Genomic DNA, 16751 nt, shown 5'->3' with positions numbered 1-16751 from the left:
GGCGAGGATGGCTGAAAAAGATAAGCCGCTATTGATAAAACGCTACGCCAGTCGGCGGCTCTATAACACGGAGACGTCGGATTATGTGACGCTGGAGGACATTGCTGGCTTTATTCGCGATGGTCGTGATGTTGAGATTATTGACCTTAAGTCGGGTGATGATCTGACCCGCCAATATCTATTGCAGATTGTGGCCGAACACGAAAGCAAGGGCGAAAGTGTTCTTCCTATCAACGTCTTAACGGATTTGGTGCGCAGCTACACGACCCAAGCCGGAAGCTCGGTTCCGCAGTTTTTGGCCGCAAGTTTCGAGATGTTCCGCGATAGCCAATCCAAGTGGATGGAGAATATGGGTGGGGCCAATCCGATGGCCAAAATGAACCCGTTGACCCAAATGCCGGGTTTCGAAGCCATGCAGGCGCAACAAGAAGCGTTCATGAAGGCAATGACGGGTGGAATAGCCGGAGGAACAGCTCCGACTCAGGACGCACCAGAAGAGGGCGAAGACCTCGAAGCTATTCGCAAACAGCTGAGTGATCTGCAAAATAAACTGTCCAAGTTGGACAAGTAAAGCTGCACAAACCTTGAAGATTGGAGGGGTTTTTACCCCTCCTTTTTTGTTTGTGACAATCAGGTTCCGTAAACGCGCAACGGCCCCATAACTTGATCAGCGGCTTGGGTCAGAACGGTAGCGACGGCCTCGCAATCCGATTGGGTCAGACGCGCAGGGAGGCGCGTGTCACAGGCCCGCATGAGCATGGCGCGTGTCTGTGGAAGCTCAACCTGCTCGGGCAAAAATTCCCAGTTCCAAAAGGCCCGCGCGTTATCAGTTGTCAGGCCAAAGACCTGAACTTTGACGCCCATCTCCGCCGCTACGCCCACGAAGGCCTGAACGTCACTATCGCTCATCCCATCAAGGTTGAATTGCAAGGAATCCGGCGCTCGGTTTTCGGGATCAAGCTTGGCGGGAACCGAAATCCACGGGCTTTGATTGATCAATGTCGCGACGTGATCATGGTTGCGCCGCCCCTCCTGAACACGGTTTTTCAGGATCGGAATTTGCGGACGGATCACCGCCGCCGCAAGGTTGGATAGACGCAGGTTGTAGAGTGGGAGCTTGTTTTGCCACCGGTCAAATGCCGCTTCCAACTCGGTTGAATTGTCCTTGCGATCCATATGCTTGCGCCAGTTGTGCTCATATGCACCAGAGAGGATAACGGCACGTGCCACAAGATCGGCATCATCCGTCACCATGATCCCACCTTCGCCGGCGTTGATCATCTTGTAGCTTTGAAAGCTAAAGCACCCGACCTTGCCGATGGTTCCGATATTGCGCCCATGCCATGTGGTGCCAAGGCTATGGGCGGCGTCTTCGATCACCGGGATGTTGCGTGTATCACAGAGCGCCATGATGGCGTCCATATCCGAAGTATGGCCACGCATATGGCTTATGATGACGGCCTGAACACCGGGCAATTTGGCTTCGAAATCGGTCATGTCGATGCGGTAATTGTCGGTGACCTCACATAGAACCGGCACGCAATCGGCATGGATCACCGACGACGGAACCGCAGCAAAGGTGAAGGCCGGGATCATCACGCGGGCATCACGGGGGAGGCCCATTGCCTTCAGCGACAAAAACAAAGCCGCCGAACAGCTGGACACTGCGAGGGCAAATTTGCTTCCTAGCTCGACGGCGAACTCCTGTTCCAAAAGGGACACTGGCGCGTCCTCTGGTGCGTGATAGCGAAACAGGTCACCCGATTGCAAAAGCCGGTCGATTTCGGCGCGGGCGGCTTCGGGGATGGGTTCGGCGTCGTGCATGTTCGGAAGCATGAATTTCAATTTCCTGAATTGCGGTTTTCGGTATTCTTAATTCAGGAGTGCGCACAGGCCAAGAATTTTCCGCGCCAGTTGGCGGGAATTTACCAAATTGTCATGGAGAAAAACTGTTAGACGCCCAACCGGTCGCGAAGCGCGTACCAGCTCATGGCGAGGCTAAGTAGAGGCGTGCGAAACCCCGAACCGCCGGGAAAGCCGGGGGTCGGCAGGGCAGCAAAGGTATCAAACCCCTCGGATTGACCGCGCAGCGCCTCAGCCATAAAGCGACCGGCCTGAATGGCATTGCCAACCCCGTGCCCAGAATACCCCGACGCGGACAAGACATTGGGGGCCAGTTGCACCAAATAAGGCATACGTTTCATTGTGATAGCTAGCGTTCCGCCCCAAGCGTAATCAAGAGAGACATCGCGCAAATGTGGAAAGATCTGCAACATGGGTTTGGAAACGGTGGCGCGGATGTCCTTTGGAAAGCGGTAGCCATAGCTTTCGCCACCACCAAAAAGCAGACGTTTGTCAGCCGAAAGCCGGAAGTAATTGACGACAAAGCGATCATCGGCGACCGCCACGTCTTGGGCCAAGACATCGGCCGCGCGTTCCCCCAGAGGTTCGGTGGCAACGATGAAATTGTTGATCGGCATCACGCGGGCGGCGACCTTGCGGTTCAAGCCGCCAAGATAACCGTTGCAGGCATAGATCAGGTGATCGGCCTCGACATGGCCGGTGTCCGTGGCGATCCGGATTTTCGCCCCCGGTTTAACATCGTGGACATGGGCGCGTTCATAAATTTTTGTACCAGCGGTTGTGGCCGCACGGGCCAGCCCAAGGGCAAGGCGCAGTGGATGCAAATGCGCAGCGCCCTTGTCGAGAATACCACCTTGATAGGTGGGGGAGGGGCAGAGACGATAAAAGGCGTCTTTGTCCAAAACATCAACGTCATAACCATAACGGCGCGACAGATGGTCGGCATAGTCATGGGTCCAGCGCACTGACTTTGTCGATGATCCGGCCCAAGCGACTCCGTTTTTGAGCGCGCAATCGATATTGTGGGTGGCGATCAGATCACGCACCAAAGCCTTGGCGTCTTCACCCAAATCCCAAAGTCTACGCGCGGCGTCGTCGCCGACCATGCGTTCCAACTCCTGTTGGTCCTGACGTTGGCCCGAACCTAGCTGCCCGCCGTTACGGCCCGATGCCCCAAAACCGACGCGCTGTGCCTCGAGCAACACCACATTCACACCGGCCTCGGCCAGATGGAGCGCCGCCGAAAGCCCAGTGAACCCACCGCCAATGATGCAAACATCCGCCTGTGTCGCGCCGCGCAATGGCGGATAGTTGGGCACGTCCCCAGCAGTGGCGGCGTACCAGCTTGCCGGGTGTTCACCGCGTTTGTCGTTTGCAAAAAGCAGGTTCACATGCGTTTCCCCCGAGGGTTAGATCGATCTTGCGTACGCTCTGCGCCGCACACATTAGACGTTGAGCAATAGATGTTCGCGTTCCCATGGCGAAATCACCTGAAGGAACTCATCATATTCGGCCCGTTTCACAATCGAAAACACCCGCGCAAACTCGGGGCCAAGGACCTCGTGCAAAGCTGCGGCGTTTTCAAAGCGATCCAATGCTTGACCTTGAACACGGGGAATATCGCCTTCGCCTTGGTAAGCATCGCCGCGATATTGCGCCGACGGGCGCAGTTTTTCCATCATGCCTAAGTAGCCACAAGCGAGCGAGGCCGCGATGCCGAGATAGGGGTTGCAGTCCATCCCGGCGATGCGGTTTTCAACCCGACGGGCTTGTGGGCTAGAGAGCGGCACGCGTATACCGGTTGTGCGATTGTCACGCGCCCATTCCAGATTGATCGGGGCCGCGTGATCGCGCACGTAGCGGCGATAGGAATTCACATTCGGCGCCAGCACGGCAATCGCTTCGGGCAGGTGTTTTTGTAGCCCGCCGATAAAGTGGAAAAACGCGTCTGTTTCGCCCTCTTGCGGGCCGACAAAGATATTTTGCCCGGTCTCCATATCCAACACCGAATGGTGAATATGCATGGCGCTGCCGGGTTCGTCGGCGATAGGTTTTGCCATGAAAGTGGCGAAACAATCATGTCGCAATGCCGCCTCGCGGATCAGCCGTTTGAAGTAAAATACCTCATCCGCCAGCTTGACCGGATCGCCGTGCAAGAGGTTGATTTCCAACTGTCCCGCACCGCCTTCTTGGGTGATGCCGTCGATCTCAAACCCTTGCGCTTCGGCGAAATCATAGATGTCGTCGATCACCGGGCCAAATTCGTCAACGGCGGTCATGCTATAAGCCTGACGGGCGGCGGCGGGGCGGCCCGATCGGCCGGTCATCGGTTTGATGTCTTGCGCCGGGTCAAGGTTGCGGGCGATCAGGAAAAATTCCATTTCCGGCGCAACCACCGGTTCCCACCCCTGTTGGTGATAAAGGTCCACCACGCGTTTCAACACGTTACGGGGCGAATAGGGGATCGGGTCCCCGTGCCGATCATAGGCGTCATGAATGACCTGAAGCGTCCAGTCCCCCGTCCATGGCGCGGCCGAGGCTGTGCTCATATCTGGGCGGAGCAGCATGTCTTTTTCGATGAACCCGTCGTCATCGGCGGCTTCGCCCCAACCGCCTGTGATCGTTTGGAAAAAGATCGAATCCGGTAGGTGGAAATAGTCTTGGCGCGCAAATTTTGACGCCGGAACCGCCTTGCCACGTGCAATGCCGGGCAGGTCAGCGATGATGCACTCCACCTCGTCCAAACGATGGCCGGTGAGATAGGTTTGCGCGGCTTCGGGTAGGTCTTTTATCAAATCGCTCATGCGATCCTCCCTTCGCGGAAAAACAGGGCAAATTGATCGGCGAGCTTTTGCGCCGATAGCGGCGTGCCGAGTTTTGCAGCGGCTTGATCAAGGATATCTTGGGGTACAATACCGGGGCCGCGCGTGTCGATTAGGTCTTGGGTATAGGCGTCGCTAAATTCGGGATGCGGTTGCACTGAATAGGCCTTGCCCGGATAGAGAAGCGCGGCATGGGTGCAAAACGCATTACTGCCAACGGTTTTGGCCCCGTCTGGCGGGGTGATGACCTGATCCTGATGCCATGCGTTCAGAGTGATGTTCTGGCCATTTAGATCATAGTCTTGTGGACCAATCGCCCAGCCGCCATCGTATTTTTCGACCCGACCGCCAAGGGCCTGAGCGATGATTTGGTGACCAAAACAGATTCCGACAATCGGCTTGCCCGCAGCCACGGCCCCACGGATCAAATCCTCGAGCGGGGCGATCCATGGGTGATCTTCGTAAACGCCATGGCGGGACCCGGTGATAAGCCAGCCATCCGCGGCTTCAGGGCCAGAGGGAAATTCGCCGCGCACAACCGAGTAGCTGTCAAACTCAAACCCGTATCCGGTCAGGAATTTCATAAAGACCTCGGGGTATTCCCCGTGCTCTTCCACCAGATTTTCAGGCACAAGGCCGGTTTGCAAGATACCAATTTTCATGGAACACCATGTTGTTTTGTCAGAGCCTATTTGGCGTGTTTGAGACGGTCAGGTTAGACCGTATCGAGGTAGATTTCGACCTGTTCCGCGGGAGTAAGCTCCTGCATGTCGCGATGTTCTTGTTTTTTGGTCATCAACAGGTTGCGGATTAGATCCGGTGCAAAGATGCGCGGGATATGCGGGCTGGCTTCAAAACGATCAATCGCCGTTTTCCAATCACTTGGAACCTGTGGCAGGTCCTGATCATAGGAATTGCCGGTGATCGGGGCGGGGGGCTTGGCCGCGTCTTCCATCCCGTTTAGGGCGGCGCCCAAAATGGCGGCCAGCGCCAGATAGGGGTTCACATCACCGCCCGCGACCCGATGTTCGATGCGCCGGGCAGAGGGGGCGCCAGAGGGAACGCGAATGGCCGCCGTGCGGTTTTCATAGGCCCAACACACGCTTGTTGGGGCGTGTGAGCCGGGCACAAGCCTGTCATAGGAATTGGCATGCGGGGCAAAGATCAATGTGCTGTCCTGTAGGGCGGACATACAGCCGGCAATGGCGTGGTGGAGCGCCGGGGTGCCATTTTCACCGCCATCATCAAAGATGTTTTTGCCGCCCTTATCCAGTACGGAGAAATGCGCGTGCATGCCGCTTCCGGAATAGTCGTCATAGGGTTTGGCCATGAAACTGGCGGCAAAACCATGACGGCGAGCCAGCCCTTTGACCAGCATTTTGAACAGCCACGCATCATCGGCGGCGCGCAGCGGATCGGCAACATGGACAAGGTTGATTTCGAATTGTCCCAGACCGGCCTCGGAAATGGCGGTGTCGGCGGGAATTTCCATGGCTTCGCAAGCCTCGTAGAGCTCGGTAAAGAAGCCGTCAAAGGCATCGAGCGCCCGGATTGACAGGATTTCGGCGGCCTTGCGGCGTTTGCCGGAACGCGGGCTAATCGGAACCTGCAAATTGCGGCTGCTGTCGTCAATAAGGAAAAACTCAAGCTCAACCGCGACAACAGGGGTAAGGCCCTTGTCAGCATATCGGTCGGCAACACGGGCCAGCGCATGGCGCGGATCACCATCATAGGGGCGGCCATCTTCGTGAAACATCCAAATCGGCAACAGGGCGGTCGGCGCATCAAGCCACGGCATGGGCACAAAGCCACGCTCGGTCGGGAACAGCTGGCCATCCTTGTCGCCAGTTTCAAAGACCAGCGGGCTGTCTTCGATGTCTTCACCCCAGATATCAAGGTTGAGCACCGACATCGGAAAGCGCGTGCCATCCTTAAGCACCTTTTCTGCGCTTGGAATGGGCATACGTTTACCGCGCGCCACACCATTGAGGTCACAGGCGGCGGCACGGATGGTGCGGGCCTGAGGGTGATCGCGCAGCCAGTCGGCGTTTGGTCCTAAACGCGGGGAAACCATAAGACGTCCTGTCGAATTAATTTGATCAAATTCATCGTAGGCGCGAGAGAACGCGCTGGCAAGGGGGATTTCCTTAGCCTGACGACATGATCAAACAACAGGCATTTAGCGGATCAGGTTGGGGCGAACTTTGATCTTGGCGCGGGTGTTTTGCGGTAGATGTCGATTGAGACGGCCATTGATGATGCCAAAAACGCCAATCACAACCAATGTCAGCAAGATGAAATACCCGGCCAAAATGGGGTAGGGGACAAAGGGGTTAAACGTCTTGTCCGCAAAGTAGTTTGCGTAATAAAGCGCGTCTCCCCGTTGCTTTAGCGCCGGAAAGCCGGAGAAATAGACAAGCGTGGTGGCGTGAAAGAGGAAGATTGCTTCGTTCGTGTAGGCGGGCCACGCTAGCCGCAACATCGTGGGCCAGGTGATTTTGCGGAACTTGTTCCAGCCGGAAAACCCATAGGCATCGGCGGCTTCGGTATCGCCTTTGGGGATGGATTGGAGCGCGCCGTAAAAGATTTCACCGGAATAAGCGGCGGTGTTGAGAAACAGCACCGTCAATGCGCCTAGCCACGGCGCGGTAAAGGGGGCGAGGGCAGGAATGACGCCCTTGAGAGCGACAAACAGGAAGTAGGCAAAGAAGAACTGGATGAACAGCGGCGAGCCGCGAAAGAGAAAGATGAACCATTCAGAGGCTTTGCGGATCGGCCAGATGCTGCTGGATTTGCCTAGGGCAACAGCGGTTGCCAAAAAGAAACCGGCCAGCAGGGCAAGAACACCAAAGTAGATGTTCCAGATCATGCCCGACCCGATCAGGGTGAATTGTTGGCACAGGGTAAAATCCCCACGCGGCAAAAGCCGTTCGCCATAGCCAATCGAGCGCAGGCTATAGTCGGTGATTGTCTGCCAACAGCTCATGCAGTTTTCCTTTGCGCTTCGCCACCCGAAGTGGCCTGACCTTTGGTCAGACGGGCCATCAACCGGTCAAGAACGACCTCAGAGACTTTGGTAAAGGCGAGATAGAAAACCAACAGCGCAAAGAAGTACCACATGCGCCAATCCCCATGCGGGTAATCCGTAAAGCGGGCGGTCTTGGACCCTCCCAATTCGCGCGCCCAATAGACAATGTCTTCGACGCCGAGCAGGAACAAAAGCGGTGTCGCCTTGATCAGAACCATCCAGAGGTTGGACAGACCGGGCAGGGCATAGACCCACATTTGCGGCACCATGATGCGCCAAAATGTTTGACGCGGGCTCATGCCATAGCTTTCAGCGGTTTCCAGTTGTGTGCGTGGAACCGCCCGCATGGCCCCAAATAGTACGTTCGCCGCAAAAGCCCCGAACACAATGGCAAAAGTCAGAACCGCCAGCATAAACCCATAGGATTCATGCACCCATTGTGCCGAATCCGACAGCGGCAATTTGGCCTCGGCGCAGACGACAAAATCATTGCCCTGTCGAATGGGTTGTTCCCAATCGGGGCATTTGACCTTGTGGCGCATCCATTCAAACCCCTGATCCAAGGCAATCACGAAGAACAGGAAAAACGCGATGTCGGGCACACCGCGCACGATGGCGATGTAGCTGCGCCCAAACCAACGAAGCGGTGTGAAACTGGATCGTGCCGCCGTTGCCCCGCCAAAGCCAAACGCAAGGGCGGTGGGGGCGGTGATCGCCAGCAAAAGAAGGACCGTACCAAAGGAGGCGTAGAAGGCCATGTGCTTGCCTGTTGTCAGGTAACAGGACAACCACTTGATGCCTTCAAGCGTTTCGGGGTTTGCGCAATGTGCGAAAATGACGGACCTCGTCATGTTGGCGACTTTGGCGATGCGGCCAAGTCACGTCATGGAAAAGGGGCGCGCAAAGCTGCACGCCCCAATGATCAATGGATCAGAAGCGTGGGGACTCTTCGCCCAGCCACTTGATGATCAGCTCGTTGAGCGTGCCATCTTCTTTCATCGAGGCAACCGCCGCGTCGAATTTGCCGCGCAGTTCAGGATCGGATTTGCGGAAGGCCATGCCAATGCCGCCGCCCAATGGCACATCGTCACCAACAAACATCAGGTCCGAGGCTTCGACTTCTGGGATCAGGTAGTCTTTGTCGGCCATAACAGCGTCAGCTTCGCCGGATTTCACAGCGGCAATGGTTTCGTCCGGTGTTGGGAATTCCAACAGGGTCGCGCCGCTATCCACAACGTGGTTAGCCTGAATGGTGCCGGTTTGGGCCGCAACAACACCGCCTGAAAGGTCGACGCCCTCGGACATCGCCGCATAGGCAGATGGCGACGGAGGTGTGTAGTTCTGAGAGAAATCAACAACTTCGGCGCGCTCAGCAGTAATTGACATGCCGGCGATGATTGCGTCGTAGTTCGATGACACCAGGTTGGGGATGATGCTATCCCAATCGTTGGTGACCCACTCACAGGTCAGCTCGGCGCGCTTGCACAGTTCGTCGCCCAGCTCGCGCTCAAACCCATCAACTTCGCCCGCATCGTTGAGGAAGTTATATGGAGGGTAAGCGCCTTCGGTGCCCAGACGAACGGTGTCTGCGGCAAAAGCAGCGCTTGCCATCATCGCCAGAGCGGCGGTTCCGATAAGTAGGTTTTTCATGGTTTGCTCCCTATTGCTGGCCCTTTGCGGACCTTACTTCAAACGTGTGTTGTCGACTTCAGGAACCCCTGAAGCCGTTCTGATTTTGGTGCGCCAAACAAGTGTTCCGGCGCGCCTTCTTCTTCGATGAGACCTTGATGAAGAAAGACCACATGGTCAGACACATCCGAGGCCATCTTCATGTCATGAGTCACAATCAGCATCGTGCGCCCCTCTTGCGCCAGATCCTTGATGACTTTGACAACCTCTTGTTCCAACTCCGGGTCGAGCGCACTTGTCGGTTCATCGAACAAAAGCGCTTCGGGTTCCATACATAGCGCGCGGGCAATTGCTGCGCGCTGTTGCTGACCACCGGAAAGCTGGGCAGGGTAAACATCGCATTTGTCGCCAATCCCGACTTTGTCGAGATATTTGCGCGCGGCGGTTTCGGCCTCATCACGGTCGCGTCCGAGAACTGTGACCGGGGCTTCCATGACGTTTTGCAAAATCGTCATATGCGCCCAGAGATTAAACTGCTGGAACACCATCGACAGGTTGGTGCGAATGCGCAGCACCTGTTTTGCGTCACCAGGATGGCGGTGTAGCCCGTTGCCCTTCCAAGTGACTGGTTCCCCTTTGAACAATATGTCGCCCTGTTGGCTGTCTTCGAGAAGGTTGCAACACCGCAAAAGTGTTGATTTTCCCGACCCCGAGGAGCCAATCAGCGAGACCACATCCCCGGCGTGGGCCGTGATGTCGACGCCCTTGAGAACCTCAAGCTGTCCATAGGCTTTGTGGAGGTTGCGGATCTCGATAACAGGATTGGAAGCGTTCACGGCTGACCTTGGGTAATTTTCTTTGTCGGGCAGAGTGCAGCAAAACTTTGACCCGATGCAATGTGCAAAACGCCATTCTGGTACGTGCATTTGATGGTTTACGACGCGTTAACCTGTGCAAAGTGCAGCGTAGGTGGGTTCGGAAGGTTGAGATATGCCGAATCCTCTAGCGCACAGACTGCATACAAAGATAGCGTTTCGCGTGTTTTTTGATCGAGTCGCACAATGGCACGTTGCAGTGCGTCGCGAATCATCTCTGGGTTTTGGCCCAAACTGGTGATGAAAGGTGTTGCCGGGGTTGGGGCCGTGCGATCGACTTCGCGCAGCTGGGCGGCATGGGGATCGTGACGTTTGATCAAACGCCAACTCATTGCGTCTATCGCCGCCAAATCCCCGTGACCCTTGGCAACGGCCAAAGCCGATCGCACATGCCCACCGGTTTCGGCGGTGACGTTGGGCGTGAGGCCGAAGTTGGCGGCGTGATACCACAGTGCGGCAAATCCCGATTGGCTATGGTTTTGATTGATCAAAACCCGTGCGCCCAAAAGGTCGGGGAGGGCGCGTGTGTCATCGGCGCGGGCAATCAGAACGGAATTGTAGTAGCCCGGCGGGCACCCCGGAAGTTGGTAATCCGGGCTGCCGATCAGCTGCACCTTGCCATGCAGGCGCAGCCGATAGGGAAGGTTGCAGGTCTGGGCCAATATCAGTTCGGGGGATGTCCACATATCCCAGAGGTCATCCGAGCGGGTGAGTTCAGACGGGCCAAACCCCAGTTCGTCATGTATCAGAGCCCATAGAATGTCATTCGCCGCGGCGGTTTCGTCGCGGTCATACATGGGCAGGGTAGAGATCATAAAGACCGTTCAACCCGTTGACGGGCCAATGCATTGTCGCGGTCATTGATCCCTAACATCGACGACACCAAGCGCAACAAGGCGTCTTCGTGCTGATCGCGTTGACCATCCGCAAGGGCAACTTGCCAGAGTGCTTCGATCACTTTGACCCGATCCTCAAGTGGTACGGCGTCCTTGATTTCGCGGGTAAAACGCACGGTGTCGGGGGCCTCTTCCTCAAGGGTTTCCGCCAAACCCCGGAGTGTAAGCGCATCCGCTTCGGACAATTCATAGCGTGCTTGCGTGACGTGCAAAATACGCGTCTGTTCATCGGCATCATAGTAGCCATCAGAGCGGGCAACGCGGACCAGCAAAGCGGTCAGCGCAAGACGACAATCTTCGGCCGGAAGAGTTCCGGGCTGAGCGGCTGTCAGGCGGGAGAAAAAGGATCCAAACATATCACATGATATAGGGTGGGAACGGCCATAGCTCAATCCACCCAGCGTCGATCACGGAATAGAGGCGGCCAAACGTGCGGCCTCAGAGTCTTCGGCGTTCACGCCAAGAACTTTTTCGATCAAATCGACCAACGCCGTTTCGCGTTCGTCGGAAATACCGTCGGCAATCACCACCTGCCAAAGTGCCTCGACCTTTTCACGTCGGTGGTCGTACTCAACATTGTCGCGGATCAGCTGCGCCATTTCGGAATCGTTCTCGATGGAAAAGGCTATTTTTTCACAGGTCGCGCGCATTTTAGCGGCTTCGATCGGGTTCAGATCGTAGGCTTTGGACAAAATCCGGTCGATCTGTTCAATTTCTTCAAACAGATACGCCTTGTCGGCCATGGCCACACGCACCAACAATGTGCCAAGCGCCAATTTGGCATCTGGTTTTGGAAGCGGTGCCTCGGGCACATGTTTGCGTTGAAAAAACGATGTCAACTGCTCAAGCATCTGGATTTCCTTTTCTCCCCCGCGGTCCGTTGTCGACCGCTGCTGATATGTTAACACATCTTGTGGTCGGGGTTCTATGGTTGCGTCATATCTAGTGAGATAGGGACGCACCCACGCCACATTAAAGGGGGAAAAGCCCGATCCGGATCACCCTTTGCTCATCTTTTTGAACCGTTTTGTGAGGTCTTTGGCAAAATTGCCCAATCCCCAGGGCGGATTGACCACAAACATGCCCGACCCAACCATGCCATGCCCTTTGCGCGCCGGAGGAAAGGTAACCTCGTGACACAGGGCGTCGGGGAAGTTTTGCGACAGGGTCGCGAGCATGGGCTTGTGCCGACCATCGGTCAGGATCGGATACCAGAGCATCAACACACCGACGTTCCATTTGCGGTGCAATTTGGCGAGCGTGGTTGGGATGGTTTGGTAATCCGACTTGATCTCCCACGGCGGATCGATCAGCAACACGCCCCGGCGCGGCGTTGGTGGCGCGAGGCTCTGGATCAGCTCCAAACCATCCTGTTGGTAAATCTTGGTGGTGTGGCTACGGGCGTTGACGCGTAGGGCGGCGTATTCGCCCGGATGCAATTCCGCCAAATGCAGACTGTCATTGGCCCGCAAAAGCGCCTGAGCAATAAGGGGCGAGCCGGGGTAGGCGTTATCCCCATGGGCGTCTTTAGTTGCGGCCAGTGCCCGGAGATAGGGGCTTGAGTCGTCAAACCAATCGGCAACTTTCAAGATACCCTGCGCCGCCTCGCCAGTTTTGTTGGCGTCCGCATCATTCAAATCATAAAGCCCACGTCCCGCATGGCTTTCGATATAGCTGATCGGTTTGTCTTTGCAGGTCATATAGTCGAGCACAAAGGCCAGAATGGCGTGCTTTTGGACGTCGGCCAGATTTCCGGCATGAAAAGAGTGTTGGTAAGACAGCATGAAAAGCCCCCGCTCAAACCGTATCTGTTGCATATGCCGCGCTTGTCGACCTACGTCCAGATCGAACCGCTTGATCTTGACCGTTTGGTCAGTAAGCTGCCCACTGATTTTGAAGCAAGAATTATTGAGGCACAGTCAATGAACAGGCCGCTTGAGCAGGATGGCAAAGAGCAGGAGCTTTTTGACTATCTGCGAATTTTTGTGATGTTCTGGCAAAAGATTGATTTCATTTGGGGGCTGTTCATCACCTCTTACATTCCGCTTTTCGGGTTTTTGCACTTTTACCAAGGGCAAATCGGCGGGTCGTTTGGGTTGCTGTTTGTGATTGCCATTGGGGCCTTCACTTGGGTCAACGGCGCGGCGCTTCGCTCGCACTACGATCTTGCCAACACCATGAGCAAAGAGTTCCGCCGCAACAACCGTAGCTACCCCGACCTGAACGCCGCGCTTTTGCGCACCGCCAATGACGGCAAAGAACGCCTTGTTCTCTTCACCCACGGTTTTGCCTTTGCCGGATTTCTCTACATGATGGGCGAACGTGTCGGCGAAACCCTATGCGGAACCAAAAACGGTTGGGGCTGTTTGATTGGGTCGCTGATTGGTGCTGGCTGAAACATATCCAGAGTTGTCTCTTGATACGGGAGATGGTTTCGAGCGACGTTTCGCTATTTGAGGTAGCTGTGCAGGGGGCCTCCTAGTCGGCCAAGCATAAGCGGAGTTTCAAATACAATGTCGTCAATTCCGACAGGAACATCGCCGATGTTTTCCAAGCTAAACCCCGAAACCACTCTATCAAAGCTCGTCTCCAAAAACGTGTATTCGCCGAATGTTTCCAAAAGCATAGGTTCGCCTATAGTGCTCCCGTCTTTTGCGTAAAATTCCAGTTTTACTTTGGGCTGCTTGGGCACCAAAGACTTCACGAGAACAAGTGAAAAGCCAAAGGCGAACTGCGTATCTTTGAAAGACACGGCCATCGGGCCGTAGCCGACCATAATGCGCCTTTGCAGGTTTGGGTAAGCAAGGGGGGCAATATACTGTCGAAGCCCATGCGCCGATCTCAAATCTAACTGAATTGAAGAGGCTAAAAAAGTACTCTCATCTGCGTCAGCAATCACATTCAATCGGCTCAGCATTGTTTTTTGAGGAACTTTGAGTGGAGATCGCGCTGGTCCTTGGCTTGCTCCCCACCTTTTTAGTGGAGCTCTATTTATGAATGCTGTTTGCCCGTCGAAATGGCTACCAATTTTTAGACCGGGGAATGCCAAACGTCTTGCGTAGCTATTTCCAGGAAGAGCGGATGGGGTGAGTGTGTCAAAATCCTCAAGCCCCGTCAGGTGAACCTCAATTTCGTCTCGCTCAACAGTACGAATCTGCTGGGCGGTGACTGAGGTACCCAGCAGAAAAAACACCGTGATTTGAGTTAAGAAACGGATCACACCAGCCGCGAGGCCTCTTTTGCGGCGCGGATGAAATCTTTGAATAGCGGATGCGGTTCGAATGGTTTGGATTTGAGTTCCGGGTGGAACTGAACACCGATGAACCAAGGGTGGTCGGGCCATTCGACGATTTCGGGAAGACGACCATCGGGGGACATGCCTGAGAACTTCAAACCTGCTTCTTCGAGCTTCTCGCGATAAGCGATGTCGACTTCATAGCGGTGGCGGTGGCGTTCATCAATTGAGGTGCTACCATAGGCCTCGGCAACGCGTGACCCTTCGCTTAGAACCGCGTCATAGGCCCCAAGGCGCATGGTGCCGCCCTTGGCGTCGGTGACTTTGCGCGACACTTTTTCGTTGCCCTGAACCCATTCTTTGAGGTGGTAAACCACTGGTTCAAAACGCTTTTCGCCCGCCTCATGATCAAACTCTTCGGAGCCAGCGGTTGACAGCCCGGCAACATTGCGGGCCGCTTCGATAACCGCCATTTGCATGCCAAGACAGATGCCCAGATAGGGCACATTGTTTTCACGGGCGAATTGCGCCGCTTTGATCTTGCCCTCGGTCCCGCGTTCACCAAAGCCGCCGGGCACTAAAATGGCGCTGTATTTGGCCAGATGCGGGGCGGGGTCTTCGCGTTCAAAGGTTTCCGCGTCCACCCATTCGATGTTGACCTTGACTCGGTTGGCCATGCCGCCATGGGTCAGCGCCTCGGCGATGGATTTATAGGCGTCTTCAAGCTGAATATACTTGCCAACGATGCCAACGGTGACTTCGCCTTCGGGGTTGAACACACGGTCGGCGACGTCTTCCCATTTGCTCAGGTTGGGCTTGGGGGCGGGGGCAATGCCGAACGCATCCAAAACCGCCTGATCCATGCCTTCGCGGTGATAGGCGAGGGGGGCTTCGTAGATGGATTTCAAATCCTGCGCGGCAATCACGCTATCGGGGCGCACGTTACAGAACAGCGCCAGTTTTTCGCGTTCTTTCTTTGGGATCGGCCCTTCGGAACGGCAAACCAGAATATCAGGTGCAAGACCGATCGAGCGCAGCTCTTTAACCGAGTGCTGTGTTGGTTTGGTTTTCAGCTCACCGCTGGCCTTGATAAACGGCAGGAGGGTCAGGTGCATGAAAATACACTGGCCACGTGCCTTGTCATTGGCAAACTGGCGGATCGCCTCGAAAAAGGGCAGGCCTTCGATATCGCCAACCGTGCCACCAATTTCGCACAGCATGAAATCAACGTCATCTTCACCAATGCTGATGAAGTCTTTGATTTCATTTGTCACATGTGGAATGACCTGAATGGTTTTTCCAAGGTAGTCGCCGCGCCGCTCTTTTTCCAAAACGTTGGTATAGACCCGGCCCGAGCTGATGGAATCAGTCCGCGAGGCAGGGACGCCGGTAAAGCGTTCGTAGTGACCAAGGTCGAGATCGGTCTCGGCCCCGTCGTCGGTCACAAACACTTCGCCATGTTCAAAGGGTGACATGGTTCCGGGGTCGACGTTGAGATAGGGATCAAGCTTGCGCAGACGAACGGAATAGCCGCGTGCCTGCAGCAAAGCGCCCAAAGCAGCGGAGGCAAGACCCTTGCCAAGCGAAGAGACCACACCACCGGTGATGAAGATAAAGCGTGCCATATTGGGCTAACCCCGTGATTTTGCGTATTATTATGAGCTTAGGCTGAGAATTTGCCGAGCTATATCACGGGAGCCGAGATATAGAGGATTCGAGAGGCGTTGGCAAGCTCAGCGCAAGATGATGTTGCTGGATTTTCGAGACCTGCAAACTGTTGTGGATCAGGCCAAGAGAACAAAACCCGCTTAGGGGCCTGTTTCGCGCAGAACTAACGGCAAATACTGGCAGTGAGGCATGACAACAGGGATCTCGTCCTGACAGGGGCGACATGGGCTAGGCCTTTTGAACTGTGAAAAGATCGTCACAAAGCAGCTTGGACGACATCAATCCGGGAAAAAGAACGGGCGGCCGAAACAGCCGCCCTTTTTTCGTGATGGTTTGACCCGGCCTTAGTCGGCGCGCGGTACCAATGGCGCATCTGCGTCACCGCCCGCTGTTGGCGGCGGAAGAAGTGCATCGGTGTCCAAATCGCCAGCTGGATCGGCGCTTTGCTGAGCAGCAGGAGCACCGCCACCGACGCGATCAAGGATCGATGTGCCCGACGCGTTTTTCGCCGAAATCACCGTCAGGGTGATCGAGGTGATGATAAAGGCAATCGCCAAAACCCAGGTCACTTTGCCCATGGCTGTTGCGGCCGAGCGTTGGCTCATGGCCCCGCCTCCGCCACCCATCCCGAGGCCACCGCCTTCGGAACGCTGCATGAGCACCACGCCGATAAGGGCGAGGGCAAGAAGAAGGTGGACAATGAGAATGACGTTTTCCATGGGGCCTGCAGCATAC

Annotated in this window: 18 protein-coding genes; 2 read left to right on the top strand and 16 right to left on the bottom strand. The window is 55.6% G+C overall.

Going from position 1 to position 16751, the window contains the following annotated elements:
* Window positions 1-7: 7 nt before the first annotated feature.
* Entirely contained in the window at window positions 8-571 is a 564-nt protein-coding gene (phaR, locus tag Q1A43_RS12015; RefSeq protein ID WP_299925891.1) for a polyhydroxyalkanoate synthesis repressor PhaR, read from the top strand.
* A 59-nt stretch (window positions 572-630) separates the two neighbouring features.
* Here the strand turns inward: phaR and Q1A43_RS12010 are convergent, their stop codons facing one another.
* From Q1A43_RS12010 to rlmJ, 13 genes are all read right to left on the bottom strand, one after another.
* Complete coding sequence (locus tag Q1A43_RS12010; protein ID WP_299935445.1) at window positions 631-1836, bottom strand: aminotransferase class I/II-fold pyridoxal phosphate-dependent enzyme; 1206 nt, start codon at window positions 1834-1836, stop codon at window positions 631-633.
* Window positions 1837-1952: 116 nt separating this feature from the next.
* Window positions 1953-3254, bottom strand: coding sequence for an FAD-binding oxidoreductase (locus Q1A43_RS12005; RefSeq protein ID WP_299935443.1), 1302 nt, complete (start codon window positions 3252-3254; stop codon window positions 1953-1955).
* A 54-nt stretch (window positions 3255-3308) separates the two neighbouring features.
* Window positions 3309-4667: a glutamine synthetase family protein gene (locus tag Q1A43_RS12000; protein WP_299935441.1), complete on the bottom strand. Its 1359-nt coding sequence runs from the start codon at window positions 4665-4667 to the stop codon at window positions 3309-3311.
* Entirely contained in the window at window positions 4664-5347 is a 684-nt protein-coding gene (locus tag Q1A43_RS11995) for a type 1 glutamine amidotransferase (RefSeq protein ID WP_299935438.1), read from the bottom strand. Before Q1A43_RS11995 ends, Q1A43_RS12000 begins: the two co-directional genes overlap by 4 nt.
* Before the next feature lie 53 nt (window positions 5348-5400).
* Window positions 5401-6759, bottom strand: a complete 1359-nt coding sequence (locus Q1A43_RS11990) for a glutamine synthetase family protein (RefSeq protein ID WP_299935435.1) — start codon at window positions 6757-6759, stop codon at window positions 5401-5403.
* A 105-nt stretch (window positions 6760-6864) separates the two neighbouring features.
* Complete coding sequence (locus Q1A43_RS11985; RefSeq protein WP_299925872.1) at window positions 6865-7671, bottom strand: ABC transporter permease subunit; 807 nt, start codon at window positions 7669-7671, stop codon at window positions 6865-6867.
* Window positions 7668-8549: an ABC transporter permease gene (locus Q1A43_RS11980; protein WP_299935488.1), complete on the bottom strand. Its 882-nt coding sequence runs from the start codon at window positions 8547-8549 to the stop codon at window positions 7668-7670. Before Q1A43_RS11980 ends, Q1A43_RS11985 begins: the two co-directional genes overlap by 4 nt.
* Before the next feature lie 94 nt (window positions 8550-8643).
* Window positions 8644-9363, bottom strand: coding sequence for a transporter substrate-binding domain-containing protein (locus Q1A43_RS11975; RefSeq protein ID WP_299925869.1), 720 nt, complete (start codon window positions 9361-9363; stop codon window positions 8644-8646).
* Window positions 9364-9401: 38 nt separating this feature from the next.
* Complete coding sequence (locus tag Q1A43_RS11970; RefSeq protein WP_299935432.1) at window positions 9402-10178, bottom strand: amino acid ABC transporter ATP-binding protein; 777 nt, start codon at window positions 10176-10178, stop codon at window positions 9402-9404.
* A gap of 98 nt (window positions 10179-10276) precedes the next feature.
* Complete coding sequence (locus Q1A43_RS11965) at window positions 10277-11032, bottom strand: PhnD/SsuA/transferrin family substrate-binding protein (protein WP_299935430.1); 756 nt, start codon at window positions 11030-11032, stop codon at window positions 10277-10279.
* A complete protein-coding gene (locus Q1A43_RS11960) occupies window positions 11029-11469 on the bottom strand; it encodes a TerB family tellurite resistance protein (RefSeq protein ID WP_299925860.1) in 441 nt (146 codons plus the stop codon). Before Q1A43_RS11960 ends, Q1A43_RS11965 begins: the two co-directional genes overlap by 4 nt.
* Window positions 11470-11520: 51 nt before the next feature.
* Window positions 11521-11964 carry a TerB family tellurite resistance protein gene (locus Q1A43_RS11955; protein ID WP_299925858.1) on the bottom strand — a complete coding sequence of 148 codons (444 nt, stop codon included), beginning with the start codon at window positions 11962-11964 and terminating at the stop codon, window positions 11521-11523.
* Window positions 11965-12111: 147 nt separating this feature from the next.
* Window positions 12112-12897, bottom strand: a complete 786-nt coding sequence (rlmJ, locus tag Q1A43_RS11950; RefSeq protein ID WP_299935428.1) for a 23S rRNA (adenine(2030)-N(6))-methyltransferase RlmJ — start codon at window positions 12895-12897, stop codon at window positions 12112-12114.
* 33 nt (window positions 12898-12930) lie between these two features.
* Here rlmJ and Q1A43_RS11945 point away from each other — a divergent pair, with 33 nt between their 5' ends.
* Window positions 12931-13509 carry a hypothetical protein gene (locus Q1A43_RS11945; RefSeq protein WP_299935425.1) on the top strand — a complete coding sequence of 193 codons (579 nt, stop codon included), beginning with the start codon at window positions 12931-12933 and terminating at the stop codon, window positions 13507-13509.
* A gap of 53 nt (window positions 13510-13562) precedes the next feature.
* On the opposite strand, the gene Q1A43_RS11940 is transcribed toward Q1A43_RS11945, so the two are convergent.
* From Q1A43_RS11940 to secG, 3 genes are all read right to left on the bottom strand, one after another.
* Window positions 13563-14333: a hypothetical protein gene (locus tag Q1A43_RS11940; protein ID WP_299935423.1), complete on the bottom strand. Its 771-nt coding sequence runs from the start codon at window positions 14331-14333 to the stop codon at window positions 13563-13565.
* On the bottom strand, window positions 14330-15973 hold the full coding sequence (locus tag Q1A43_RS11935; protein WP_299935420.1) for a CTP synthase: 1644 nt from the start codon (window positions 15971-15973) through the stop codon (window positions 14330-14332). The genes Q1A43_RS11940 and Q1A43_RS11935 overlap by 4 nt, the downstream gene beginning before the upstream one ends.
* A 387-nt stretch (window positions 15974-16360) precedes the next feature.
* A complete protein-coding gene (gene secG / locus Q1A43_RS11930; RefSeq protein WP_299935382.1) occupies window positions 16361-16735 on the bottom strand; it encodes a preprotein translocase subunit SecG in 375 nt (124 codons plus the stop codon).
* Window positions 16736-16751: the final 16 nt, after the last annotated feature.

Origin of the sequence: uncultured Pelagimonas sp. (assembly GCF_947498515.1) — a bacterium.
Lineage (GTDB): Bacteria > Pseudomonadota > Alphaproteobacteria > Rhodobacterales > Rhodobacteraceae > Pelagimonas.
This window is presented reverse-complemented; position numbering and strand designations above follow the sequence as displayed.

Excerpts from the sequence above, each read along its gene's own strand:
- Q1A43_RS11965 (WP_299935430.1), bottom strand. The coding sequence starts at position 11,032 with ATGATCTCTACCCTGCCCATGTATGACCGCGACGAAACCGCCGCGGCG.
- Q1A43_RS11985 (WP_299925872.1), bottom strand. The coding sequence starts at position 7,671 with ATGAGCTGTTGGCAGACAATCACCGACTATAGCCTGCGCTCGATTGGC.
- phaR (WP_299925891.1), top strand. The coding sequence starts at position 8 with ATGGCTGAAAAAGATAAGCCGCTATTGATAAAACGCTACGCCAGTCGG.
- Q1A43_RS11960 (WP_299925860.1), bottom strand. The coding sequence starts at position 11,469 with ATGTTTGGATCCTTTTTCTCCCGCCTGACAGCCGCTCAGCCCGGAACT.
- Q1A43_RS11975 (WP_299925869.1), bottom strand. The coding sequence starts at position 9,363 with ATGAAAAACCTACTTATCGGAACCGCCGCTCTGGCGATGATGGCAAGC.
- secG (WP_299935382.1), bottom strand. The coding sequence starts at position 16,735 with ATGGAAAACGTCATTCTCATTGTCCACCTTCTTCTTGCCCTCGCCCTT.
- Q1A43_RS11945 (WP_299935425.1), top strand. The coding sequence starts at position 12,931 with ATGCCGCGCTTGTCGACCTACGTCCAGATCGAACCGCTTGATCTTGAC.
- Q1A43_RS11990 (WP_299935435.1), bottom strand. The coding sequence starts at position 6,759 with ATGGTTTCCCCGCGTTTAGGACCAAACGCCGACTGGCTGCGCGATCAC.
- Q1A43_RS11955 (WP_299925858.1), bottom strand. The coding sequence starts at position 11,964 with ATGCTTGAGCAGTTGACATCGTTTTTTCAACGCAAACATGTGCCCGAG.
- Q1A43_RS11935 (WP_299935420.1), bottom strand. The coding sequence starts at position 15,973 with ATGGCACGCTTTATCTTCATCACCGGTGGTGTGGTCTCTTCGCTTGGC.
- rlmJ (WP_299935428.1), bottom strand. The coding sequence starts at position 12,897 with ATGCTGTCTTACCAACACTCTTTTCATGCCGGAAATCTGGCCGACGTC.
- Q1A43_RS12000 (WP_299935441.1), bottom strand. The coding sequence starts at position 4,667 with ATGAGCGATTTGATAAAAGACCTACCCGAAGCCGCGCAAACCTATCTC.
- Q1A43_RS11995 (WP_299935438.1), bottom strand. The coding sequence starts at position 5,347 with ATGAAAATTGGTATCTTGCAAACCGGCCTTGTGCCTGAAAATCTGGTG.
- Q1A43_RS12010 (WP_299935445.1), bottom strand. The coding sequence starts at position 1,836 with ATGCTTCCGAACATGCACGACGCCGAACCCATCCCCGAAGCCGCCCGC.